Genomic DNA, 23,534 nt, shown 5'->3' with positions numbered 1-23,534 from the left:
ACGGACCATGACTCCGAAACTCCCACTGGGCGCGCTGCTCGCGCTGACCACGGCGGCGTTCGTCACCGTCCTCACCGAAGCCTTGCCCGCCGGGGTGCTGCCCGCGATGAGCGCCGGTCTCGGCGTCGGCGAAGCGGCGACCGGCCAGCTGGTGACGGTGTACGCGATCGGCACCGCGCTCACCGCGATCCCGCTGTCCGCCGCGACGGCCGGCTGGCGCCGCAAACGTTTGCTCCTGGCCGGGGTGGCCGGTTTCGCCGTCGCCAACACGGTCACGGCGCTGTCCACGAACTACCCCCTGACCCTCGGCGCGCGATTCGTCGCCGGGATCGCGGCGGGCGTGGTCTGGGCGCTGCTGGCCGGGTATGCCCGGCTGATGGCGCCGGAACCGGTGCAGGGCAGGGCGATCGCCGTGGTGATGACCGGTATCCCGCTCGCGCTTTCGCTCGGCATCCCCGCCGGAACGTTCCTGGGCAACCTCTTCGGCTGGCAGGTGACGTTCTCGCTCATGTCGGCGATCGCGCTCGGCCTGCTCGGCTGGATCGCGCTGGCCGTCCCCGATTTCCCGGGGCAGGACAAGGGCGGCAGGCTCCCGGTGCGCCGGACCCTGGCCGTGCCCGGCGTGGCCGCGGTCCTGTTCGTCACGCTGGCCTTCGTGCTGGCGCACAACATCCTCTACACCTACATCGCCACTTTCCTCGAATACGTCTCGATGGGCGGCGCGGTCGATCGGATCCTCTTGGTGTTCGGTCTGGCGTCGATGGTCAGCATCTGGGTCGTCGGCGTCCGCATCGACCGGCGACTGCGGTCCCTGACCGTCGCCGGCACCGTCCTCGTCGCCATCGGAGCGACGATTTTGGCTCTGCTGGGCGAAAGCCCGGCGCTGGTCTACGTCGCGGCAATTCTGTGGGGACTCGGCTGGGGCGGCATCCCGACCCTGCTGCAGACCGCCGCCGCGCAGGCGGGTGACAAGGGCGGCGTGGCGGACATCGCGCAGGCCATGCTGGTCACCCTGTGGAACGCCGCGATGGCGGGCGGCGGGATCGCCGGTGGCGTCCTTCTCGCCGGGTTCGGCGCCGAGTCGTTCCCCTGGACCGTCCTGATCCTGCTCCTGCCGACGCTCGCCGTGGTGCTGCTGGCCCGACGGCACGGGTTCACAGCGGCAGTTCCGGATGCCTCCGGATCGCCTCGAGAACCAGGTCGACAGCGGCGCGAGGCGCGGACCCGCGCCTGATCGCGGCGGTGATGGACCGGGTGACCGGCGTCGCGAGCTCACGGGTGGCGACGTGGTACCGCTTGTCGACGGCGAGGCCGGGCAGGAGCGCGATCGCGTGCCCGGCCTCGACGTGCTGCAAGGTCATCATGTAGTTGCTGAACCGGGCGACCACGCGGGGTTCGAAACCGGCTTCGCGGCAGAGCCGGGTGGCGAGGTTCGCCATGTACGACCCGGGAATGTCGAACGCCCAAGGCTCGCTCGCGCAGGCGGAGAGGTCGGCCGGGCCCCGGCCCGCGGCCGGATGGCCGGGCGGGACGACGAGCACCACGGGGTCGGTGGCGAGCTGCACGAGGTCGATGTCCGGGCCCAGCGACTGCTCGACGAAGTCCGTGGTGGTGATGATGACGTCGGCGTCGCCGACGCGGAGCGCGGGCATGCTCACATGCGGTTCGAGTTCGAGCAGTTCGAGCTGCAGCTGCGGATGCGAGCGGGCCAGCCGGGTCACCGCGGGCACGGCGATGGTGTGGATCGCGCTCTGGAAGGCGCCGAGGCGAACGAGCCCCGTCGGTGCCTCACCGAGGCCGCGCAACTCGGCCTCGACGGTGTCCATGTGATCGAGGATCGCTCTCGCGCGGCGGGCCAGCATCAGCCCGGCCGGGGTCAGCCGGACCCGGCGGCCGGTGCGTTCCAGCAGGTGCGTACGCGTCTCGGCTTCGAGGACCGCGAGCTGCTGGGACACGCTCGACGCGCTCAGGTTGGCCGCCTTCGCGACCGCGCGGACCGTGCCGAGGGTGTCCAGCCTGCTCAGCAGGCTGAGCCTCCAGGGGTTGAGCATCAGGCCATTGTTGTACGGAACAGGCGAACAGCACAGCCGGAATTGTGAGATGGACGTGTCGCTCGGCGCCGTTTTACCGTCGAGGCATGGCTGCTCCGACCACCGACCTGTCCACCGCCGACCGTTTCTGGGCCGACGCCGACCGGCACCTCGTGCGCTACGCCGGGACCGGTGACTTCACCCGCGAGATCATCGACCACGCCGCCGGGAGCTACCTGTTCACCGAGTCCGGGCGGCGGATCCTCGATTTCACGTCCGGGCAGATGAGCGCGATTCTCGGGCATTCGCATCCCGAGATCGTCGAGACCGTGCGGCGGCAGATCGGCTCGCTCGACCACCTGTTCAGCGGGATGCTGAGCCGTCCCGTCGTCGACCTCGCCCGGCGACTGGCCGAGACTTTGCCGTCACCGCTGGAAAAGGCGTTGCTGCTGACCACCGGCGCGGAGTCGAACGAGGCCGCGATCCGGATGGCGAAACTGGTGACGGGCAAGCACGAGATCGTGTCGTTCGCCCGGTCGTGGCACGGGATGACGCAGGCGGCGGCGAGCGCGACCTACAGCGCGGGCCGCAAGGGTTACGGCCCGTCCGCGCCGGGAAACTTCGCCATCCCCGCGCCGAATACCTATCGACCGGACTTCCTCACCGCGGAAGGGGAACTGGACTGGCAGCGCCAGCTGGACTTCGGGTTCGAAATGATCGACGCCCAGTCCGTCGGCAGTCTCGCGGCGTGCGTCGTCGAACCGATCCTCAGCTCGGGCGGGATCATCGAGCCGCCGCCCGGGTATTTCGCCGCCCTGCGGGAAAAATGCCGCGAACGCGGAATGCTGCTGATCCTCGACGAGGCACAGACCGGCCTGTGCCGCACGGGGAACTGGTACGCCTTCGAACGCGACGGCGTCGTCCCCGACATCCTGACCCTGTCCAAGACACTGGGCGCCGGCCTGCCGCTGGCGGCGGTGATCACGAGCGCGGAGATCGAACAGGAAGCGCACGACCGCGGCTACCTGTTCTTCACCACGCACGTCGCCGACCCGCTGGTGGCGGCGGTCGGGAACACCGTGCTCGACGTCCTCACCCGCGAACGCCTCGCCGAACGCGCCACCGAGCTGGGCGCCTTCCTCCGCCGCGGCCTCGACGGCCTCGCCGTCCGTCATCCCGTCGTCGGCGACATCCGCGGGCGTGGCCTGCTGGCCGGCGTGGAACTCGTCGTGGACCGTGCCACCAAGCAGAGCTCGGACGAACTGGGCGCGCTGGTCACCCGGCGTTGTCTCGAACTGGGACTGCACATGAACATCGTGCAGTTGCCGGGGATGGGCGGCGTTTTCCGGATCGCTCCCCCGCTGACCGCGACGGAAGACGAACTGGCGGAAGGATTGGGGATTCTGGACGAGGCGATCACTCATGCCTGCGCGCGGTTCGGCGGGTGATTCTTCGTCACCTTCGTAACGTCTTCATATCCGTGCGTGGATTACGGTTTCCCTCTTCCCGTCCGGGTCCAACCGTGACCTGATCTTAGGCCAAATCGGTTAACACGAATCGGCGACGTCTCGGTCCCCGCCGGATTCCCTGCGGCTACGCCATCGGCTGTCTATAGTCGACGCTCATCAGCGGGCGCGGTCGAATCGGGGAGCCGCGCGGGGAGGGGGGCCGATGCCTGCCGGCATACCCCGCATATCCGGTCTGGGCTCGATTACCGGAGGATTGGTCGAAGAACTGCTCACTCGCCCGAAAGGGCAAAGCCGGGCCCTGCCCATCGTGGTCGCGCTCGGCGCTCGCGGTACCGGGAAGTCGGCGTTACTGGACTCGATCGCCGAGCGCTGCGAGGAAATTCCGCACGCCTATCTCGATTTCGAACGGCACGAACGGGAGAACATCCAGCCACGGGAACTGCTCGCGAATCTCGCGTTCGACCTCGGCAGGCACCGGAAACAGTTCGGCCGGTTGGCGTTCCCCCGGTTGTGGCTGTGCATGCTCGTACTGAGCGCGCCGGTGGAACTGCGTGACCGTCGGGCCGCGCTGCGCAAGATCCGCGAACTGCTGGTGGAGAACCAGCCGCTCGAACAGAACCGCGAGACGATCGTCGACGTGGTGCGCCTCGTCGGCGGGGTCGCTCCGGCCGGTGGGTTCAAAGGCTGGTCCGAGGCCACGGACCTGCTGCTGCGCGGACTCGGCTGGTACAACAGGCGGCGGCTGCTCGGCAAGATCAAGGCGCTGCCTGCCAACACCGGCAACCACGAGGACTTCCTCATCGAGATCGCCAAGCACTCACGGGGCGACGACGAGGACCGCGCCGCCGTCGACGGCATCTTCTGCGACGCCTTCCTCACCGATCTGCGCCTGGCATATCAGGGCGTCAACCGGTCCCGTCGCACCCTCAACAGCGTGGTCCTGCTGGACAACGCGCACACCCCGGGCGGTCAGGTCTTCCTGCGGACCTTGACGGAGGCACGGCATCGCTCCGGTGAGGAGCCGGATCCGCTGGTGGTGATCGCCACCAGCCGCCGCTGGAACCCGGACTGGAACGAGAGCTGGTCGCTGCTGACGCCGCAGCGGGGCGCGCCGCGACGAAGACGGCCGAGCGGGCACCGGACCGGCGGGCTCACCGCGCCGTCGCCGCGGCAACCGTCCGAGGTGGAATCCGACTGGACGGCGGGCGAGGACCCACGCTGGTATCCGTGGTATCTCCTCGAACTCGGCACACTTTCCGAGAGCGACGTGGTGGACATCGTCGCCCGTGGCGACATTCACCCGACCTCCCGGCTGCCGCGGTTCCTGTACCGGCTCACCGACGGGCACCCCGGCGCCGTCGCGACCCTCTTCGGCGCGTCGGCGCAGCTCTACGATTCCCGTGACCCCGCGGCTCTGCGCACCTCCTTGCGAACCGGCGTCACGGCCGAGGACGGCACCGAGACGACCTTGCTCGCGGCGGCGCAATCCTATCTGCTGCAGGACCTTCCGGCGCCGAGCAGGCAGGACCTCGTCACGGCGAGCGCCGCGCGCGACGTGGAAACGCTGTTCCACAAGAACATCGTCGACCTGCGCAACGCCACCGAGGAAGGCGCGCTGTTCAAGGAACTCGGGGATCTCCTGTGGCTGCGGGCGGAACCCGGCGAGGAACTCCAGTATGTCCTGCACCCCTGGCTGCGCCGGATCCTGTTGCAGGAGCTGGCTTCTCGCGCCGATCATCATCCGCTGAACTGGGAGCGGGTGCACACCCGCTGCCGCGACTTCTACGAAAAACACGGTCAAACCGTGGCGGCGCGCTATCACGATCTGGCGCTGGAGAACGTCGCCGCGGTGGTCACGCATCTGAGCAGGCCGTTCGCCGATGACCAGGTGGAGTTCGACGTGGCGGCCGCCGAGGCGTGGCTCGCCGAACTCGACGTCATCACCTCGGCGCCCAACCGGCTGGACCCCGCCGTCGCGCCGTACGAACAGCTGGAGGCGCACGCCGGGAACGCCGACGGCGAATTGGAGACCACCCTGTCCTGGCTGGTGGTCGCGCTGTGGATCGCGGCGGATCCGCTCGGAGACCCTGGCGAGACGGTGAATTCGACCATCGAAGGTGGTTTCCACCAGCTGGCGCACGGCCGGGGGCGCGGATCCATCCTGTTGCACGAGAGGGCGGAGAGATACCGATGACCGCACGGAGCGAGCGGATCAGGCCGCCACGGCCGACGTGGTCGAAGTGGCTGATGGCAGGCGGAGGTGTGCTCCTGCTCGTCGCCGCTCTCGTGGTCGTGTTCGTCGTCGTCCCGGCGATCGACGCAGCCGGGCGCAGCTGCGCGGACGGGGTCGAGAAACGTGGTGAGCACGCCGAATGCGTCGGCGTGACGGACGGAAGCTACGTGTTCTCCCCTGAACTGTCCGGAGTGGAGGACCGCATCCGCAGGGAGAACGAATCGGTCGCCGCCTCGGGCAAACCGTCGGTGACGATCGCGGTCATGCTGCCGATGACCCTGGTGGAGAACGACATCCTGTCCGCCGAGTGGGTGCGGCACCAGGTCCAAGGCGCCTACATCGCGCAACGCCGGGCGAACACCACGGGTTCCTGGGGCAGTCTCCCGCTGATCCGGTTGCTGCTGGCCAATCCCGGCAGCAGGCTGACCCACTGGGAACCCGTGGTGAACGACCTCGTCGGCCGCCTGGAACGCGAACGCCTCGTCGCCGTCACCGGGATCGGGCTGAGCCTCGGCTCGGCACGCGACGCCATCGAACGGTTGTCACAGCACAAGATCCCGGTCGTCGCCTCACCCGTGGCCGCCGACGAGTTCTCCGAGATCCCCGGTTTCATGCGGGTGTCCCCGACGAGTTCCACCTACGGCATGGCCGCGGCGGGCTACGTCCGCCAAACCGCGCATACGGCGACGCTGGTGCAGGACGTCAACCCGGGCGATCTGTACCCGAAGACGCTCGCGAAGGCGTTCACCGAGAGGTTCGCGGACGACACCCACCGGATGGTCGGGCGCACCGAGGTGTACGACTCCAGCCTGCCGGGGATCGAGAACACCTTCCTGCAGATGATGCCGAACATCTGTGGCAACGAAGCGGAAGTCGTGTACTTCGCGGGTCGCGAAAACCATCTGTCCTCGTTCGTGGCGGGGCTGGCGCAACGCCCGTGCCTCAGCAGGCCCATCACGGTACTGACCGGCGACCTGGCGCTGGTCGGCCCGCCGAGCCCGGAAATGCGCCGGGGGCTGGAGTCCAAGGTGACCGTGCTGGGTCCCGGGCTGGCCCACCCCAGCGCGTGGACCACCGAACCGGCGGTGTTCAACCCCGCGGCCGTCGCGAGTTTCCAGGAAGACGGCTGCGCCGAATGCTTTCGCGCGGTGTTCCCGAAGGAACGGCTGGACGACGGCATCGCGATCCTCTCCCACGACGCCGTCCTCACCGTGGTGTGGGCGATCCGCGGCATCCCGAGGACCGCGCCCGCCCAGGTGACCGCGCAGGACGTGCTCCAGTCCAAGAACCGCTTGCACGGCAAGCTCGCGGTCCCCGGCGCGAGCGGCATGATCTCGTTCGACGAAAAAGGGGACCCGGTGAACAAGACGGTGCCGATCCTGCGGGTGCGGGTGGACGACACGCCCGAGTACGTCCAGCTCTCGACCCCGGCTGGTTGAGCCTCCGGCACAGGTGGTCGTGAAGGACGCACCGAGTGGGCCGGGGTTCGCGTTTGGACAACACGTGTGATCCGACGGACAACACGTGTGACTGGGCGGACGACACGCGGACGCGGCCGGTCCGCCGCGTGTCGTCCATCCCGTCACGTGTGTCGTCCCGCTGATCACGCGAACCCGCCACCGGCGCACCGCGGTAGGTGCCCAAGACCCCCTTGGCCCCAACCCGAACCGCCACTCACGACACCCGGCCGCCCTCAAACCCGCGCGCTCTCCCGGTTGCGGGACAACAGGAACGCCGCGATCCCGGCCGGGAAGAACATGAGCACGCCATAGATCCCGGCGGGCACGGCCATCGCCTTGTCCCCGAGCACCGAGAACGCCACGGCGATCGCGAGGGTGGCGTTGTGCACGCCGATCTCCATGGCGGACGCGATCGACTGCCCTCGGTCCACCCGGAACAGGCGCGGCACGTAGTACCCGATCGCGAGGCTGAGCACGGACAGCGCCAGCGCCACCGGCCCGAGCGTCCCGATGTTGTCCAGCAGGGTCTGGCTCTCCTGCGCGATCGCGGCCGCGATCACCAGCACGAGCACCACGGCGGAGCCGATCTTGACCGGTTTGCGCATCCGCTCGGCCCAGTCGGTGAACCGGCGCCGCACCGCCATCCCGATCACGACCGGGATCAGCACGATCGCGAACACCTGCACGAACTTCGCGGGCTGGAGCCCGACCGAGGCGCCACCGTCGAGGAACCCGGCCATCGACAGCCCCACCACCAGCGGCAGGGTGAACACGGCCAGCACGGAGTTGATCGCCGTGAGGGTGACGTTGAGGGCGACGTCGCCGCCCGCGAGGTGACTGAACAGGTTCGCCGACGTCCCACCGGGTGACGCGACGAGCAGCATCATCCCGACCGCGAGCACCCCGTCCAGGCCGGACAGCAGGATGAGGCCGAGGCAGATCACGGGCAGCACGATCATCTGGCACACCAGCGCGACGACGGCCGCCTTGGGGTATTTCAGCACCCGGGTGAAGTCACCGACGGCCAGGGTCAGCCCCAGTCCGAACATGACCAGTGCCAGCGCTATCGGCAGGAGAACCGAGAACATCGCCGAACCCATCGAAGGGCCTCCGTCCGATATGCCGTTTTCAGATCGGCAATCGTGTCAAGCGGTGACAACCCGGTCAAGGTGCCGAAACCCAGACGTGACCCCGCTTGACTCCTTCGAGAGCGGTGCTCACTATAGTTACAGGCTATAACGGACACGACGAGCAATCAGGGAGATCGAGATGAGCACGCTGACCGAGGTCGTACTGCCGGGCAAGGTAGAGCCGGAAGGCCTGGAGCTGCGGGAACGCCCGCTGCCCGCACCCGGCCCCGGCCAGACCGTGGTCGCGATGGAGGCAACTGGAGTCTCCTTCGCCGAACAGCAGATGCGCCGCGGCAAGTACTACGACCAGCCGCCCTTCCCCTTCGTCCCCGGCTACGACCTGGTCGGCACAGTGCTGACGACCGGTGACGGGGTCGCCCCCGCGCTCGCCGGCCGCCGGATCGCCGCGCTGACGAAGGTCGGCGGCTGGGCCAGTCACGTGGTCCTCGACGCCGCCGACGTCGTGGAGGTCCCGGACGGCATCGGCGCCGAGGAGGCCGAGACCGCGGTGGTCAACGGCATCACCGCCTGGCAGATGCTGCACCGCAAGGCCAAGGTCCGCGCCGGGCAGACGATCCTGGTCCACGGCGCGAACGGCGGCGTCGGCTCGCTGCTGGTCCAGCTCGCCGCGCAGGCGGGCGCGCAGGTGATCGGCACGGCGTCGAAACGGCACCACGAAGCATTGCGGCGCTGGGGAGTCATGCCGATCGACTACCGCACCGAGGACATCTCCGCCCGCGTCCGCGAACTCGCGCCCGAGGGTGTCGACGCCGTCTTCGACCACGTCGGTGGTGCCAGCGTGCCCGCGTCGTGGAAGCTGCTCGCCCGCGGCGGCACGCTCGTCTCCTACGGCAGCGCCGCCACCCGTGACGACGAGGGCTCCAAGCAGTTGCCCGTGCTCAAGATCCTCGCCCGCGTGCTGCTGTGGAACAGTCTGCCCAACGGCCGCAGCGCGTACTTCTTCAACGTCTGGGCAGGGCGTTCCTTCGCCAAGAACCGCTTCCGCGCCCGCCTGCGCGCCGACCTCACCCAGGTTTTCGCGGCGTTGAAGGACGGCGCGATCACCGCACAGGTCGCGGCGCGGCTGCCGTTGAGCCGGGTCGCGGAAGCGATGCGGCTGGCCGAATCCGGGACGGTCGCGGGCAAGGTGGTGCTCACGCCGTAAGAGTCCGGTAACGCGTTTCGGGCGCCGCACGCGGTTGAATGGGGCCATGAAACGCAAGCGGGTGCTCGCCGTCGTGGCGGCCGGACTGGTGGTGACCGTGGCCGCGGGCCTCTACTGGTTCCAGCCGTGGAAGCTCTGGGTGAACGAAACCGTGCAGGAAGCCCTGCCCGTCGCGCGGACTTCGGCGCCCCTCTCCGAAAGTACCGCGCCCGCACCGAAAGAGCCCTCGATCGTGGCGACCGGCGAGCTGATCAGCCACGAACACACGACCAGCGGCGGCGTCCGGATCCTGCGCGCGGCCGACGGATCGCTGGTGCTGCGCCTGGAGAACCTCGACACGAGCAACGGCCCGGATCTGCGGGTCTGGCTCACTGACGCGCCGGTCGTCCCCGGCAAGGACGGCTGGTTCGTCTTCGACGACGGCGCGCATGTGAGCGCAGGGAAACTCAAGGGCAACAAGGGAAGTCAGAACTACACCCTGCCTGCCGGTACCGATCTGGCGCGCTATTCGAGCGTGACCATCTGGTGCGACCGGTTCGACGTCTCGTTCGGCGCGGCGGAGCTGGCCAAGGTCCAGGCCTAGGCGAGCCGGTCCACGGCGTACTCCATCTCCGCCCGGATGGCACGCAGATCGATTCCGCCGGGGTCGATGATCGCGGCCACGGCGACCCCCCGCACCTGCCCGGCCAGCGCCGCCGCGTACGCGTCGGGGTCACGGACACCGGCGATAATGCCGTCCGCGATCCCGGCGGCGACGGTCCGTGCGATGGCGAACCGGTACCGGCGGTCGCGTCCTTCCACAACACCACGAAGGCCCGGTTCAGCGGCGGCATGTCGGTGAGCAGCTCGAAGAAGACGTCCAGCAGCGCGCGCAGCATGTCCATCGGAGCGGGTGTCAGGCCCCCGGCCCTGGCGCAGACCATGCCGATCTTGAGCCGGGCGAAGCCGGTCTCGCCGACAAGGCGGGCGGCGCCATCGAGAATGCGCGTCCACGTCGCGATCCTCCCACGACTTCCGGTTCGTCACCTGTCGGCGGCGTACGATTCCGGCCATGAAGATCGCCTTCGCGGCCGACGACCGGAACGCCACCACGGACGCCGTCCTGGCCTTCCTCTCCGAGGCCGGTCACGAGGTGCTCCTCCCGGCGACGTCGGACGACTGGCCGGAACTCGGCGCCGCGGTGGGCAGGGCGGTCACCGACGGCGACGCCGACTTCGGCGTGGTGATGTGCTGGACCGGGACCGGCACGGCCATCGCGGCCAACAAGGTCCCCGGTGTCCGCGCCGCGCTGGCCTGGGACACCTGGATCGCCGCGGGCGCGCGCAAGTGGAACGACGCCAACGTGCTGGCTCTGAGCCTCAAACGGCTCGCCCCCGACGTGGCCGTCGAAATCACCGAAGTGTTCCTTTCCGGTATCGCGCCGGACGCGCGGGAATCGGCGAACATCGCCCGGCTCGGCGAATTGGACGAGCCTCGTCGGTGAACCACACCGAACCTGTGAACGGTTAACGCTGTCGAACGTATTAGGCCGTTCGCAGGAAAATCACCACGCTACGTAGTGATGCTTCCCATATTGGTCCAGACCACGTAGCGTCTGCGGCAACAAAGCGTTCCGCATGGAGGTGGTCGATGAAGACGCATCCCCGCCTGCCCGGCCTCGGCCGCGGCAACGCGATGTCGCCGATTTCGCATTGACGAAATCCTCTCCAAGATCATTTCCCTGCACGGGTTGTAAGGAGTGAAATGTCGAGAAAAAGATGGCATCTGATCGGTCTGTTCACGGCCGTCGCGGCGCTGGCCGTCGGCCTGGTGACTGTCCCGGCGAACGCGGCGGGCGGGGTCGGAGCCTCGCTCACCAAGGGGTCGGACTGGGGCGCCGGCTGGGAAGGCAAGTACACGATCACCAATAACTCGGGTTCGAGCCTCAACGGCTGGACCCTCGAGTTCGACCTGGCGGCCGGGCACTCCATCGCCTCGCTGTGGGACGGCAGCTACACCGTCTCCGGCCAGCACGTGACCGTCAAGAACACCTGGAACGGCACCGTTTCCAACGGCGGCACCGTCAGCTTCGGCTTCAACGTCAAGTACTCCGGCGCTTACACCGCGCCCGCCAACTGCAAGATCAACGGCGGCTCCTGCGACCCTGGCGGCGGCACCCCGACGACGACGCCGACCACGACCACCGGGACGACCACGTCGAATCCCCCGACGTCGACCAGCACGAGCAACCCGCCGACCACGACGACCACGAACCCGAACCCGGGCGCGAAGAAGAACCTCGGTTACTTCGTGCAGTGGGGTGTCTATGGGCGTAACTACCACGTGAAGAACATTCACACTTCTGGTTCCGCGGCCAAGCTGACGCATATCAACTACGCGTTTGGCAACGTTACCAACGGTTCCTGCACCGCGAACGACGACACCTACGCCGACTACGACAAGTTCTACGACGCCGGGTCCAGTGTGGACGGTGTCTCGGACAGCTGGGACGCGGGTTCGCTGCGCGGTAACTTCAACCAGCTGCGCAAGCTGAAGAAGATGTACCCTGGCTTGAAGGTGCTGTGGTCGTTCGGTGGCTGGACCTGGTCCGGCGGCTTCGGCCAGGCCTCGAAGAACCCGGCCGCGTTCGCCGACTCCTGCTACAAGCTGATCAAGGACCCGCGGTGGGCAGACGTCTTCGACGGCATCGACATCGACTGGGAGTACCCGAACGCCTGCGGCCTCACCTGTGACACCAGCGGTCCCGCCGCGATCAAGAACGTGGCACAGGCGCTGCGCACCAAGTTCGGTTCCTCGTTCCTGGTCACCGCCGCGATCACCGCGGACGCCAGCAGCGGCGGCAAGCTCGACGTCGCCGACTACGGCCCCGCGTCGGCGTACTTCGACTGGTACAACGTCATGACGTACGACTTCTTCGGCGCATGGGCGGCGAAGGGTCCGACAGCCCCGCACTCGCCGCTGACCGCGTACCCGGGCATCCCACAGCAGGGCTTCAGCTCCGACGAGGCCATCCAGAAGCTGAAGGCCAAGGGCGTCCCGGCGAGCAAACTGTTGCTGGGTATCGGTTTCTACGGCCGCGGCTGGACCGGCGTCACACAGGACACCCCGGGCGGTACCGCGACCGGTGCGGCACCCGGCACCTACGAGGCGGGCATCGAGGACTACAAGATCCTGAAGAACAGCTGCCCGTCGACCGGCACGATCGCGGGCACCGCGTACGCGAAGTGCGGCAGCAACTGGTGGAGCTACGACACTCCCGCGACCATCAACTCCAAGATGGGCTGGACCAAGAACCAGGGTCTCGGCGGCGCGTTCTTCTGGGAGCTCAGTGGTGACACCGGTAACGGTGAACTCGTAACGGCCATGCGCAACGGCCTGAACTGAGAGGTTTCACAGTGGCAAAGCGGATTTGGATACAGGCCATGGGCCTGGCCGCCGCTGCCGCAACGGTCGGCGCGGTCCTCGTGATCGCGCCGGCCTCCGCGGCCGGAGGCGTCGGCGCCGCCTTCAGCAAGGGCTCCGAGTGGGGCTCCGGCTGGGAAGGCAAGTACACGATCAGCAACAAGTCGGGATCGAGTCTTCCCACGTGGACGGTCGAATTCGACCTCCCTTCAGGACATTCGATCGCTTCGCTGTGGGACGGCAGCTACTCCGTCTCCGGCCAGCACGTGACGGTGAAGAACACCTGGAACGGCAACCTTTCCCATGGTGGCAGCACCAGTTTCGGGTTCAACGTCAAGTACTCCGGGGGCTACGTCGCCCCGGCCAACTGCAAGATCAACGGTGGTTCCTGCGATCCGGGCGGCGGCACGCCGACCACGACGCCGACCACCCCCACCACCACCACGTCGACGTCGAATCCGCCCACGACGACCACGAGCAACCCGCCGCTGCCCGGTGGCCGTGGAGCGCCGTATCTGTACCTGGGCTGGGGCAGCCCGCCGAACCCGCAGACGGTCATGAACGCGACCGGGATCAAGTGGTTCACGATGGCGTTCATCCTGTCGTCCGGTGGTTGCAATCCCGCGTGGGACGGCAGTCGTCCGCTGCAGGGCGGTGTCGACGCGAACGCGATCGCGCAGATCAAGGCCGCGGGTGGCCAGATCGTCCCGTCCTTCGGCGGGTGGAGCGGCAACAAGCTCGGCCCGAACTGCTCGACGCCGGAATTGCTCGCCGGGGCCTACCAGAAGGTGATCGACGCCTACGGTCTCAAGGCGATCGACATCGACATCGAGAACACCGACGAGTTCGAGAACGCGGCCGTGCAGGACCGGGTCCTGAACGCGCTGAAGATCGTGAAGGCGAACAACCCCGGTATCCAGACCATCCTCACCTTCGGCACGACGACCAGCGGCCCGAACTCCTGGGGCAACCGGCTCATCGACCAGTCGAAGGCACTGAACGCCGGGGTCGACGTCTACACGATCATGCCGTTCGACTTCGGTGGTGGCGCGGACATGTACGGGAACACCATCAACGCCGCGAACGGCCTGCGGGACAAGCTGAAGTCGACGTTCGGGTGGAACGACGCCACGGCGTACAGCCACCTGGGCATCAGCGGGATGAACGGCCTTTCGGACCAGCGGGAACTGACGAGTCTCGACACCTGGACGCGGATCACCGACTGGTCCAAGACCAACAAGATCGCCAGGCTCGCGTTCTGGTCGACCAACCGTGACCGGGGCTGCGCAGGCGGCGGGGTCGCGGAGAACTGCAGTGGTATCGCGCAGAACGACTGGGACTTCACGCGGATCACCGCGGCCTTCTGACGTCCCTTTCCCCTGAAACTGCGGGCCCGCACCGATGCTGCACGGTGCGGGCCCGCTCCACGTCCACCCTCCCCCATGCGATTCGTCCTCTAGTTGCGGTCCTTGCGCACGCATCTACCGCAACTAGAGGACTACTTGCGATGAGGGCCGGGCCCGGAAAGCAAGTCGTCCTCTGGTTGCGGTGTATGCGTAGGCAAGGACCGCAACCAGAGGACGAATTGCGGGATCAGGGAAGGGCGTTCAGGAACGGTTCGTGGGCGTTCTGGAATTCCCAGCCGTAGTACCGATCCCAGTTGATCGACCACGTCATCAAGCCGCGCAACGCCGGCGAAGCACCGCCGCGCAAGGTGTACGAGCCGCATCCGGAGTTCTTCACCAGGCAGTTCAACGCCGAATGCACCGCCGCCGGCGCGGTGTGCCCGTTGCCCGCGCTCACCGCGGCAGGCAGGCCGAACGCGATCTGGTCCTCACGCAGCCCCGGGAACCGGAACCCGGTCGAAGCCACGGTGAACCCGGCCTTCACCATGTCCGTCATCGCGATGTGGAAATCCGCGCCGCCCATGAAGTGGTACTGATTGTCCAGGCCCATCACCGGCCCGGAGTTGTAGTCCTGGACGTGCAGCACGGTCAGCGCGTCCCGCATCGCGTGGATCACCGGCAGGTACGAACCCGTCCGGTTGTCGGCGCCACCGAGACCGCCGTAGTACTGGTACCCGGTCTGCACGAAGAACGTCTCGGGCGCCATCGTGAGCACGAATCCGGCGCCGTACTTGGCTTTCAGCGTCTTCAGCGCCGAAATGAGGTTGACGATCACCGGCGTGGTCGGGTTGCGGAAGTCGTTGTCGCCGGAGTTGAGGTACAGCGAGTGCCCCTCGAAGTCGATGTCGAGGCCGTTCAGCCCGTAGCGGTCGATGATCGCGGACACCGAGCTGACGAACGCGTCACGCGCCGCGGTCGTGGTCAGCTGGACCTGGCCGTTCTGCCCGCCGATGGAGATCAGGACCTTCTTGCCCTGCGCCTGCTTCGCCCGGATCGCGGCGATGAAGTCCGCGTCGCTTTCCACCGTCGGGCATTCCGCGACGGGGCAGCGGGTGAAGCGGATGTCGCCGGAGGTCACCGAAGTCGGCTCACCGAAGGCGAGGTTGACGATGTCCCACGCCGCCGGGACGTCCGCCATCCGCGTGTAGCCGGAGCCGTTGGCGAAACTCGCGTGCAGGTAACCGATCAACGCGTGCTTCGGCAGGCCGGTGTCGACGCAGCCGCTGGTGGTGGCGCCCGCCTCCGTGGTCTTCGGTGATTCACCCGCGCTGTTGTACGCGGCCACCGAGAAACTGTGCGACGAGCAGGCCGTCAGCCCGGAAACGGTGGCCGACGTCCCGGTCACCGTCGCGACCAACTTTCCGCCTTCGTACACGCGATACCCGGTCACGGTGCCTGCCGAGGCTCCCCACGAGAGCGTGATCGACGAGTTCGTCACCGTGCCCACGGCCGGATTTCCCGGCGCCGCGGGTGCTCCCGGGGTCCCGCCGCCCGGCCCGTCGAGGGTGATGTCGTCCGCGTAGAAGGTGCCGGACCCGTACCAGCCGTGGACGTACACCTCCGCCGTCGTCTGCGTGGCCGACGTCGTGAACGACAGCGAAAGCTGCGTGTACGACGTCGCGGCGGTCCAGGTCGACGGCCCGCCCGTGACCCCGAGGTACACCGGATTCCCGTTCACCCATGCGGAAACCGCGTAGGTCGTGTTCGGCTGGACGGACACCGTCTGTGCGCATTTCCCGGTCGTCGAACCGGGCGTGACCGAAACGGCGTAACCACCCGAACGGACCGGCGTGGTCACGGCCGCTCCCGCCGCACAGGACCAGCCGGACGTCGAACCCGCCTCGAAGCCGGGATTGAGGAGCAGGTTGGCCGCGCTCGCGGTGCCGCCGCCGGTGAGCAAACCGGCGAAGGTGAGCACCACAACGGCCAGAAAAGCCAGGGGTCTGGAACGCCTCATCGCGATTCCTCCTGATCAAGGGCGGCCTGCCGCCGCGCTGGGCTAATTGTCTAGACCAATCTGGCGAAAGTCCATAGCCAGGGCGCACCAGGGCCTTAAGACCCGACTACTCCGGGCTGCTGTACCGGTGTGATTCGCGAACGCGCTGCGTAACGTCGGCAGGGCCAAACAGAGCTGGGGGCTTTCGGGAGGTGGGGACGATGGGAACGCAGAGGTACACACCGAGAACGACTCATCCGGCGTGATGACCGCGCCCGGGAGTGTGACAGTCGTGCGCTGCACCTACCAGCCCCGGCCGGGAGAGCCGGACGGCGAAACGATCCGCGCGGCGATCAGTGGCGACAGGCGGGCCGTCGGGACCCTGCTGACGCTTCTCCGGCCGATCGTGTTCCGGTACTGCGTCGGCAGGCTGGGCGGGACGACCCGCGGCATCTCCAGCGCCGAGGATTGCGCGCAGGAGGTCCTGATGGCCGTCCTCGTCGCGCTGCCGCGCTACAGCTACCAGGAAAACAGCTTCCTGCCGTACGTGTTCGGGATCGCTTCGCACAAGGTCGCCGACGTCCGCCGGAATCTCGCCCGCGACCCGTCGGCACCGGTGCCCGATCCGGAACCCGAACAAGAGGGACCGTGGAACCCGACGTTCGAAGAGGTCGAGAAGGCCGAGCGCGGCCGCCAGCTGTCACGGTTGTTCAAGGTGCTTTCGGCGAAGCAGCGGGATGTGCTGGTGCTCCGGGTGATCCTCGGGTTCAGTGCCGAAGAGACCGCGAACACGCTGGGTATGGCGAGCGCGGGCGCGGTGCGCGTCACGCAGCACCGGGCGCTCAACGAACTTCGCCGCGTGCTGCGTGAGGATCCCGGTTTCGCCGACGGGATCGCGCTCTTCTAAGAGGACGGCTTGCGGCGTTGGGTGGCGTAGACGGCGGCGGCGGTGCGGCGTTCGAAACCGAGCTTGTGCAGCAGGGACGACACGTAGTTCTTGACCGTTTTCTCCGCCAGGAACAGCTTTTCCGCGATCTGCCGGTTGGTCAGCCCGTCCGCGATGTGGTCGAGCACCCGCCGCTCCTGCGGGCTCAGCTGTTCGTATCGCGGGTCCGGGTGATCGTCGCTCTCGCCGCGCAGGCGGTTCATCACCGACGCCGTCAGCGTGCTGTCCAGCAGCGATCCGCCCGCGGCGACCGTGCGAACGGCCTTGACGAGCGCGCCACCGGAGACCTGTTTGAGCATGTACCCCGCCGCGCCCGCCATGATCGCGCCGAACAGCGCTTCGTCGTCCGAATAGGACGTCAGCATCAGGCAGGCGGGCGGCGGGTCGACGGACGCCCTGATCTCGCGGCAGACGCTGACCCCCTCACCGTCCGGGAGCCGGACGTCGAGCACCGCGACCTGCGGTTTGACCACGGGGATCCGCACGTACGCTTCGGCGGCCGTGGACGCCTCGCCGACCACCGTGAGATCGTCCTCGGCCTCGAAGACGGTCTTCAGCCCGGTGCGGACGAGTTCGTGATCGTCCAGCAGGAACACCGAAATCGTCATCCCACACTCCCCTGTCGGGCCGGCAGTTCCACCGACCAGTCGAGCCTCGTCCCGCCTTCCGGCCGCGCTTCGACGCTGAACGACCCGTTCCAGCGGGCCGCGCGTTCGGCGAGGTTCGCCACCCCGCTGCGATGGCCGGGTTCGGCGGGCATGCCGACCCCGTCGTCCACCACCGAAAGCTCCAGCCATCGCCCGTCGCGATCGACCGAGACGTCGACCGAGACCGACGCCGCCCCGGCATGTCTGACCACATTGGACAGTGCTTCGCGCAGGGTCGCGATGAGATCCGAGCGGACCGTGTCCGGCACCGCTGAATCGAGCGGCCCGTCGAACCCGACCCGGGGTTCGGACACGCAGCCCGCGTCGAGCGCCACGCGGAGCAGCTCCGATCGAAGGCTGCCCTGCGCCTCGGCCGGTTCCTGCAACGAAAAGATACTGTTGCGGATCTCGCGGATCGTGCGGTCGATCTCGTGCGCGAAAGTGCTCACGCGGTCGGCGACGGCGGTTTCGGCCGTGAGCCTGCTGAGCCCCTCCAGGCCGAGCCCGATCGCGAACAGCCGCTGGATCACCAGGTCGTGCAGGTCGCGGGCGATCCGGTCACGATCCTCGAAGACGGCGAGCCGCTGCCTGTCCTGTTGCGCGCGGGCGAATTCGACCGCGAGCGCGGCGTGCGCGGCGAAGGTCTCGGCGAGCTGGACGTCGTAGGCGGAGAACGGGGTCTTGTCGCGGAACTTCGCCACCAGCAGGACGCCGAGTTTCTCCTCGCCGACGATCAGCGGGACGGCGACCGTGGAGTCGAGATCCTTGATCACCGCGGGCATCACGGCACCACGTTCACCCTGGTACTCGACCACTTTTTCGCCGTAGTCCCGGACCACGACGGGTTTGCCGGTGGTGAACGCCATCCCGGTCGCGGTGCCCTCGGTCGGCACGGTGATCCCGGCTAGCCGGTCCGCGTCCGGCCCCGGCGGCTCGACGATCTCGAAGACCAGCTGCCCGTCGCCGCGCGGGCGGGCCACCGCGCCGGCGGTGCCACCGGCGACGACGCGGGCGCGTTCGGCGATCAGGTGCAGGGTCGCTGTCAGGTCCTGGTCGGTCAGGAGCGCGCCGGTGACGTGATAGGACGCCTCGAGCCAGCGTTCGCGCCGCTGCACCTGGTCGAACAGCGCGGCGTTCTCGATCACCACACCGGCAGCCGCGGTGAGCGCGACGAGCAGGTCTTCTTCGGATTCGGTGAACTCCTCGCCGTCGGGCTTGCGGGCGAGGTACAGCATCCCGAAGATGCGGCCGCGCATCCGGATGGGCATCACGCGGGACTCGTCCTCGGACGGCGGGGTCCGCCACGCGTCGCCGAACCGGATGAACTCTTCCGAATCGAGCACGCTCAGCGCGCCGAACGGCGCACCGGTCAGCTCGCAGGCGGATTCGACCATGCGCCGCAGGACGTCGGAGAGGCTGAGATCATGGGCGATCCCGGCCACCGCGTCCAGAATTCTGGGCGCCTTGGCGTCACTCGCCGCACTCACCCGCCGCACAGGCGTCACCGTCCCGGAGTAACTCCCCGGGCAGTGGGGTCAGGAGTGACAAACGCGCCCGGATCGCTCATCTGGTGCGTCGATCACGGACAGGGCTTCGTTACCGCACGCGCCGAGGATCCTCCGACCGGTGACCGACTCGATCGGGATCCGGAGATAACGGGCGTCCGTTTGCCCAGTCCAGCAGCCGAGCGGCAAGGTCGCGAGCTCGGCGATCACGATCGGGTCACGCACCTCGGAGGCGCGGCCGAGGACGGTGACGAACCAGCCTGCCCCCAGGTCCGCGGCGAACTCGTCGACGGCGAACGCCACCACACTGTCGAGTATCCCGGCGAACAACGCGCTCTGTGCCGGGGTCCGGACCACGATCGCACCGTGGTGGAGCGCGAACCGGGCGGGCTGGATCGCCGGCAGGGCGCGGGAGGTGAACACCACCCGGCCGAGCCCGGCACCCGCGAGCAGTGACAGGCACTGCTCGCGGTCGAGCGTCTCGAGACCCAAGGAGTCGGACATCGGCATCCCCGCGTTCTCGTCGTGTACTGCGTCGAGAACAACGGTCCCTGGCTTACCGACTCGCCGGTAGGGCCGATGGACCCACTGCTGGGTCCGGGACCGAGACCGACCGCCGACCGGGCTTACGCCTTCGGAGCCAGCAGCACCACGGGGATCTCCCGTTCGGTCTTGGTCTGGTACTGCGCGTAGTTCCTGAAGTCCGCCGTGATCTTGGGCCACAGCCGGGCGCGCTGCTCGGCGTCGGCGACGCTCGCGACCATCGGCCGGGCAGTCTCACCCTTCAGCGTGACCTGGACGTCGGGGTTGTCGCGCAGGTTGAGGAACCACGCCGGGTGCCGGTCGTCGCCACCGCGGGAGGCCACGATGACGTACGCGTCGCCCTCGCGCAGCGGCGAGGTCAGCAGCACGGTGCGCGGCTGGCCGGATTTGCGGCCGATGGTGGTCAGCTCCAGGACGGTCATCCCGGCGACCTGCCAGCCGGCACGGCCGCCGCTGACCTTCTGGATGACGCGGTGGACGGCGTTCATGGTCTTCAAGGCGAAATCACTGGGCATGCGGAGAAGGGTACTCCGCTTTCATCGCGACTTCGATCCCATCCAGGAGTACGGACAGCGACAGCTCGAAGGCCTCCCGCGCCTCCTGCTCCAGATAGGACACCGTCTCGTCCTCCATCCGGAACGCGTGCTCGCCCTCCATCCAGGTCAGTGTCGGGAACCGCTCCGCGAAATCCGGCGACACCTCCCGCAGATAGCCGGAGCGCGCGTACCACCACTCGTCGTCGGACTGCCCTGTCACCTTCTCCGCCTGCCGTGACTCCGAGGCCGTCCTGGCCGGCTCGCGCACGCACGAGTACAGCGCGCTGACCAGCCGCCGCAACACCGCGGGCCGCAACCCGGTCCGGCGCAGGATCTTCACCAGCGCCTCGAGGACGACGTACTCGTTCGGCCCCAGCACCGGCCGCGCCTGCGAGACCTGCAACACCCAGGGATGCCGCAGGTAGAAGGCCCAGAGATCCTCGGCCCAGCGCGCGGTGTCGGCCCGCCAGTCTTCCCCGTCGTAGGAGGCCGACAGTTCGGCGAGAGCCTTGTCGTACATGAGGTCGAGCAGTTCACTCTTGCTCGGGACATAGGTATAGAGCGCCATGGCGGTGCGGCCGAGCCTGTCGCCGACGGCCCGCATCGAGAGGCCTGCCATGCCATCGGCGTCCGCGATCTCGACGGCGGTTTCGACGATCAGCTCCACCGAAAGGCCCGGCTTGGGGCCGGGGCGCTCGACGTCCGGCGACTCCGTGCGCCAGAGCAGGGCCATCGATCGACGAGGGTCTCCCTGAGCCGCGTAGACGACCACTTGCCAACTCCTTACAGCATAAACTAACCTCTGCTACCCTCACTTTACAGGCTAAAGAGTTCCAACCAGGGGAGAGCCATGCCTTCGGCCGCCGACAGCCACGACATGATCCAGGTGCGCGGAGCCAGAGAGAACAACCTCGCCGACGTCTCGGTCGACATCCCCAAGCGCCGCCTCACCGTCTTCACCGGTGTCTCGGGGTCGGGGAAGTCGTCCTTGGTGTTCGGCACCATCGCCGCCGAATCACAGCGGCTGATCAACGAGACCTACACCGCGTTCATCCAGTCGTTCATGGCCCCGGTCGGGCGGCCGGACGTGGACGCGCTGAAGAACCTGAGCGCCGCGATCGTCGTCGACCAGGAGCGGATGGGGGCCAACTCCCGCTCCACGGTCGGCACCGCGACCGACGCGCACACGATGCTGCGGATCGTCTTCAGCAGGCTGGGACAGCCGCACGTCGGGACGTCGGGCGCGTTCAGCTTCAACCTTCCCGAGGGGATGTGCCCCGATTGCGAGGGGCTCGGGACGGTGTCCACGATCGACGTCGACCAGCTTGTCGACAAGGAGCTTTCGCTCAACGAAGGGGCGATCACCGTCCCGAACTTCGCACCGGAGACCTGGTACTGGAAGGGGCTGGCGGAGTCCGGGTTGGTCGATCCCGCGGTGAAGCTGAAGGACTACACCCCGCAGCAGTGGGAAGACTTCATGCACAAGCCCGCCACCAAGATGAAGATCGGCGGGATGAACACCACCTACGAGGGCCTGCTGGTGAAGGTGCAGCGCCTGTTCCTGTCGAAGGACAAGGAGGCGATGCAGGCGCACATCCGGACGTTCGTGGACCGCGCCGTCACCTTCAAGCGGTGCCCGGCGTGCGAAGGCGCCCGGCTCAACCAGGCGGCGCTGTCCTCGAAGATCGACGGGATGAACATCGCGGACTGTTCGGCGATGCAGATCAGCGATCTGGCCGACTTCGTCCGCAAACTCGACGACCCGTCGGTCGGCCCGCTGATGGAGACCCTGCGCGGCACCCTCGACTCGCTGGTCGAGATCGGCCTGGGTTACCTGAGCCTCGACCGCGAGTCCGGGACGCTGTCGGGCGGCGAGGCTCAGCGCGTGAAAATGGTGCGGCATCTGGGTTCCAGCCTCACCGACGTCACGTACGTCTTTGACGAGCCGACCGTCGGCCTGCACCCGCACGACATCCAGCGCATGAACGGCCTGCTGCTCCTGTTGAAGGACAAAGGGAACACGGTGCTCGTGGTCGAGCACAAACCGGAGACGATCGAAATCGCCGACCACGTCGTCGACCTCGGTCCCGGCGCCGGGCCGAACGGCGGGCAGATCTGCTTCACCGGCGACGTCGCCGGGCTGCGCGCGTCCGGCACGCTGACCGGGCGGCACCTCGACCACCGCGCACGGTTGCGATCCGACGTCCGCACGCCCGCCGGGCAGATCCAGATCCGGAACGCGACCCGGCACAACCTGAAGGACGTCAGCGTCGACATCCCGCTCGGGGTGCTGACCGTGGTGACCGGCGTCGCCGGTTCGGGCAAGAGTTCGCTCATCCACGGCTCACTGTCCACAAGGGACGACGTGGTGGTGCTCGACCAGTCGGCCATCCGCGGCTCGCGGCGGAGCAACCCGGCGACCTACACCGGCCTGCTCGACCCGATCCGTGCCGCGTTCGCCAAGGCCAACGGCGTCAAGGCCGCCCTGTTCAGCGCGAACTCCGAGGGCGCGTGCCCGAGGTGCAAGGGCATCGGGCTGATCTACACCGACCTGGCGATGATGGCCGGGGTGGCGACGGTCTGCGAGGAATGCGAGGGCAAGCGGTTCACCGCCGAAGTCCTGACCTACCGGCTGCGGGGCAAGAACATCAGCGAGGTCCTCGCGATGCCGGTCGCCGAAGCGCGAGAGTTCTTCACCTCAGGGCAGGCGCGGACGATCCTGGACCGGCTTTCCGACGTCGGCCTCGGCTACCTCGGGCTCGGCCAGCCGCTCACGACACTGTCCGGCGGGGAACGGCAGCGGATCAAACTGGCCATCCGGATGGCGGAGAAGTCGGCGACCTACGTCCTCGACGAACCGACCACCGGCCTGCACCTCGCCGACGTCGACCAGCTGCTGGGCCTGCTCGACCGGCTCGTCGACGACGGGAACACGGTGGTCGTCATCGAGCACCACCAGGCCGTGATGGCGCACGCCGACTGGATCGTCGACCTCGGGCCGGGCGCGGGGGTGGACGGCGGCGAGGTGGTGTTCACCGGGACCCCTTCCGATCTGGTCGCCTCCGGTGACACCCTGACGGCACAGCATCTGCGGGCTTACGTGGGCCGGTAGGACGTGTTATGAAC

At 68.0% G+C, this 23,534-nt stretch carries 20 protein-coding genes; 11 read left to right on the top strand and 9 right to left on the bottom strand.

What is annotated here, in order from left to right; translation table 11 throughout:
- Positions 1-7: 7 nt before the first annotated feature.
- Complete coding sequence (locus tag BS329_RS19145; RefSeq protein ID WP_076162588.1) at positions 8-1,234, top strand: MFS transporter; 1,227 nt, start codon at positions 8-10, stop codon at positions 1,232-1,234.
- Here the strand turns inward: BS329_RS19145 and BS329_RS19140 are convergent.
- Positions 1,155-2,051, bottom strand: a complete 897-nt coding sequence (locus BS329_RS19140) for a LysR family transcriptional regulator (RefSeq protein WP_076162587.1) — start codon at positions 2,049-2,051, stop codon at positions 1,155-1,157. The genes BS329_RS19145 and BS329_RS19140 overlap by 80 nt on opposite strands.
- A gap of 86 nt (positions 2,052-2,137) precedes the next feature.
- On the opposite strand from BS329_RS19140, the gene BS329_RS19135 reads away from it, so the two are divergent.
- The 3 genes from BS329_RS19135 to BS329_RS19125 all read left to right on the top strand — a co-directional run bounded on the left by BS329_RS19135 (position 2,138) and on the right by BS329_RS19125 (position 7,171).
- Positions 2,138-3,478, top strand: a complete 1,341-nt coding sequence (locus BS329_RS19135) for an aspartate aminotransferase family protein (RefSeq protein ID WP_076162586.1) — start codon at positions 2,138-2,140, stop codon at positions 3,476-3,478.
- A 223-nt stretch (positions 3,479-3,701) separates the two neighbouring features.
- Complete coding sequence (locus tag BS329_RS19130; RefSeq protein ID WP_143253113.1) at positions 3,702-5,693, top strand: hypothetical protein; 1,992 nt, start codon at positions 3,702-3,704, stop codon at positions 5,691-5,693.
- Positions 5,690-7,171, top strand: coding sequence for a type 1 periplasmic-binding domain-containing protein (locus tag BS329_RS19125; protein ID WP_084749925.1), 1,482 nt, complete (start codon positions 5,690-5,692; stop codon positions 7,169-7,171). The genes BS329_RS19130 and BS329_RS19125 overlap by 4 nt, the downstream gene beginning before the upstream one ends.
- Before the next feature lie 254 nt (positions 7,172-7,425).
- Here the strand turns inward: BS329_RS19125 and BS329_RS19120 are convergent, their stop codons facing one another.
- Positions 7,426-8,292, bottom strand: a complete 867-nt coding sequence (locus BS329_RS19120) for a bile acid:sodium symporter family protein (protein WP_076162584.1) — start codon at positions 8,290-8,292, stop codon at positions 7,426-7,428.
- A gap of 169 nt (positions 8,293-8,461) precedes the next feature.
- Between BS329_RS19120 and BS329_RS19115 the strand changes: the two genes are divergently transcribed.
- Together BS329_RS19115 and BS329_RS19110 are read left to right on the top strand one after the other, a co-directional pair.
- Complete coding sequence (locus BS329_RS19115; protein ID WP_076162583.1) at positions 8,462-9,487, top strand: medium chain dehydrogenase/reductase family protein; 1,026 nt, start codon at positions 8,462-8,464, stop codon at positions 9,485-9,487.
- A 46-nt stretch (positions 9,488-9,533) separates the two neighbouring features.
- Positions 9,534-10,070 (top strand): DM13 domain-containing protein, encoded by a 537-nt coding sequence (locus BS329_RS19110; protein WP_076162582.1) that lies wholly within the window; start codon positions 9,534-9,536, stop codon positions 10,068-10,070.
- On the opposite strand, the gene BS329_RS19105 is transcribed toward BS329_RS19110, so the two are convergent.
- On the bottom strand, positions 10,067-10,540 hold the full coding sequence (locus BS329_RS19105) for a TetR family transcriptional regulator C-terminal domain-containing protein (protein ID WP_143253112.1): 474 nt from the start codon (positions 10,538-10,540) through the stop codon (positions 10,067-10,069). The genes BS329_RS19110 and BS329_RS19105 overlap by 4 nt on opposite strands.
- Between BS329_RS19105 and BS329_RS19100 the strand changes: the two genes are divergently transcribed.
- From BS329_RS19100 to BS329_RS19090, 3 genes are all read left to right on the top strand, one after another.
- Entirely contained in the window at positions 10,539-10,970 is a 432-nt protein-coding gene (locus tag BS329_RS19100; protein ID WP_076162580.1) for an RpiB/LacA/LacB family sugar-phosphate isomerase, read from the top strand. The two genes, BS329_RS19105 and BS329_RS19100, sit on opposite strands and share 2 nt — an antisense overlap.
- 260 nt (positions 10,971-11,230) lie before the next feature.
- On the top strand, positions 11,231-12,871 hold the full coding sequence (locus tag BS329_RS19095; RefSeq protein WP_076162579.1) for a glycosyl hydrolase family 18 protein: 1,641 nt from the start codon (positions 11,231-11,233) through the stop codon (positions 12,869-12,871).
- A 38-nt stretch (positions 12,872-12,909) separates the two neighbouring features.
- A complete protein-coding gene (locus BS329_RS19090) occupies positions 12,910-14,256 on the top strand; it encodes a cellulose binding domain-containing protein (RefSeq protein ID WP_076162578.1) in 1,347 nt (448 codons plus the stop codon).
- 226 nt (positions 14,257-14,482) lie between these two features.
- Here the strand turns inward: BS329_RS19090 and BS329_RS19085 are convergent, their stop codons facing one another.
- The gene (locus tag BS329_RS19085; protein ID WP_076162577.1) at positions 14,483-16,252 is read right to left on the bottom strand and encodes a chitinase; all 1,770 of its coding nucleotides are present in this window, start codon (positions 16,250-16,252) and stop codon (positions 14,483-14,485) included.
- Between the two features lie 271 nt (positions 16,253-16,523).
- Here BS329_RS19085 and BS329_RS19080 point away from each other — a divergent pair, with 271 nt between their 5' ends.
- On the top strand, positions 16,524-17,138 hold the full coding sequence (locus BS329_RS19080) for a sigma-70 family RNA polymerase sigma factor (protein WP_244197217.1): 615 nt from the start codon (positions 16,524-16,526) through the stop codon (positions 17,136-17,138).
- Here BS329_RS19080 and BS329_RS19075 read toward each other — a convergent pair.
- The 5 genes from BS329_RS19075 to BS329_RS19055 all read right to left on the bottom strand — a co-directional run bounded on the left by BS329_RS19075 (position 17,135) and on the right by BS329_RS19055 (position 21,180).
- A complete protein-coding gene (locus BS329_RS19075) occupies positions 17,135-17,785 on the bottom strand; it encodes a response regulator (RefSeq protein WP_076162576.1) in 651 nt (216 codons plus the stop codon). The genes BS329_RS19080 and BS329_RS19075 overlap by 4 nt on opposite strands.
- Positions 17,782-19,329, bottom strand: a complete 1,548-nt coding sequence (locus tag BS329_RS19070) for a sensor histidine kinase (RefSeq protein ID WP_076162575.1) — start codon at positions 19,327-19,329, stop codon at positions 17,782-17,784. Before BS329_RS19070 ends, BS329_RS19075 begins: the two co-directional genes overlap by 4 nt.
- Before the next feature lie 30 nt (positions 19,330-19,359).
- The gene (locus tag BS329_RS19065) at positions 19,360-19,839 is read right to left on the bottom strand and encodes a pyridoxamine 5'-phosphate oxidase family protein (protein WP_076162574.1); all 480 of its coding nucleotides are present in this window, start codon (positions 19,837-19,839) and stop codon (positions 19,360-19,362) included.
- A gap of 116 nt (positions 19,840-19,955) precedes the next feature.
- The gene (locus BS329_RS19060; protein WP_076162573.1) at positions 19,956-20,387 is read right to left on the bottom strand and encodes a nitroreductase family deazaflavin-dependent oxidoreductase; all 432 of its coding nucleotides are present in this window, start codon (positions 20,385-20,387) and stop codon (positions 19,956-19,958) included.
- Positions 20,377-21,180, bottom strand: a complete 804-nt coding sequence (locus tag BS329_RS19055; RefSeq protein WP_076162572.1) for a TetR/AcrR family transcriptional regulator — start codon at positions 21,178-21,180, stop codon at positions 20,377-20,379. Before BS329_RS19055 ends, BS329_RS19060 begins: the two co-directional genes overlap by 11 nt.
- A 78-nt stretch (positions 21,181-21,258) precedes the next feature.
- Between BS329_RS19055 and BS329_RS19050 the strand changes: the two genes are divergently transcribed.
- Positions 21,259-23,520 (top strand): ATP-binding cassette domain-containing protein, encoded by a 2,262-nt coding sequence (locus BS329_RS19050; protein ID WP_076162571.1) that lies wholly within the window; start codon positions 21,259-21,261, stop codon positions 23,518-23,520.
- The last annotated feature ends 14 nt before the right edge of the window (positions 23,521-23,534 follow it).

This window comes from Amycolatopsis coloradensis (genome assembly GCF_001953865.1).
Classification (GTDB): Bacteria; Actinomycetota; Actinomycetes; order Mycobacteriales; family Pseudonocardiaceae; genus Amycolatopsis; species Amycolatopsis coloradensis.
The sequence above is the reverse complement of the archived record's forward strand: the minus strand, read 5'-3'. Positions and strand labels throughout refer to the sequence as shown.

Coding starts and splice junctions, on each gene's coding strand:
- BS329_RS19120 (WP_076162584.1), bottom strand. CDS start 8,292: ATGGGTTCGGCGATGTTCTCGGTTCTCCTGCCGATAGCGCTGGCACTG.
- BS329_RS19145 (WP_076162588.1), top strand. CDS start 8: ATGACTCCGAAACTCCCACTGGGCGCGCTGCTCGCGCTGACCACGGCG.
- BS329_RS19140 (WP_076162587.1), bottom strand. CDS start 2,051: ATGCTCAACCCCTGGAGGCTCAGCCTGCTGAGCAGGCTGGACACCCTC.
- BS329_RS19110 (WP_076162582.1), top strand. CDS start 9,534: ATGAAACGCAAGCGGGTGCTCGCCGTCGTGGCGGCCGGACTGGTGGTG.
- BS329_RS19135 (WP_076162586.1), top strand. CDS start 2,138: ATGGCTGCTCCGACCACCGACCTGTCCACCGCCGACCGTTTCTGGGCC.
- BS329_RS19060 (WP_076162573.1), bottom strand. CDS start 20,387: ATGCCCAGTGATTTCGCCTTGAAGACCATGAACGCCGTCCACCGCGTC.
- BS329_RS19130 (WP_143253113.1), top strand. CDS start 3,702: ATGCCTGCCGGCATACCCCGCATATCCGGTCTGGGCTCGATTACCGGA.
- BS329_RS19115 (WP_076162583.1), top strand. CDS start 8,462: ATGAGCACGCTGACCGAGGTCGTACTGCCGGGCAAGGTAGAGCCGGAA.
- BS329_RS19065 (WP_076162574.1), bottom strand. CDS start 19,839: ATGCCGATGTCCGACTCCTTGGGTCTCGAGACGCTCGACCGCGAGCAG.
- BS329_RS19090 (WP_076162578.1), top strand. CDS start 12,910: ATGGGCCTGGCCGCCGCTGCCGCAACGGTCGGCGCGGTCCTCGTGATC.
- BS329_RS19125 (WP_084749925.1), top strand. CDS start 5,690: ATGACCGCACGGAGCGAGCGGATCAGGCCGCCACGGCCGACGTGGTCG.
- BS329_RS19085 (WP_076162577.1), bottom strand. CDS start 16,252: ATGAGGCGTTCCAGACCCCTGGCTTTTCTGGCCGTTGTGGTGCTCACC.
- BS329_RS19095 (WP_076162579.1), top strand. CDS start 11,231: ATGTCGAGAAAAAGATGGCATCTGATCGGTCTGTTCACGGCCGTCGCG.
- BS329_RS19105 (WP_143253112.1), bottom strand. CDS start 10,540: ATGGCCGGAATCGTACGCCGCCGACAGGTGACGAACCGGAAGTCGTGG.
- BS329_RS19075 (WP_076162576.1), bottom strand. CDS start 17,785: ATGACGATTTCGGTGTTCCTGCTGGACGATCACGAACTCGTCCGCACC.
- BS329_RS19100 (WP_076162580.1), top strand. CDS start 10,539: ATGAAGATCGCCTTCGCGGCCGACGACCGGAACGCCACCACGGACGCC.
- BS329_RS19050 (WP_076162571.1), top strand. CDS start 21,259: ATGCCTTCGGCCGCCGACAGCCACGACATGATCCAGGTGCGCGGAGCC.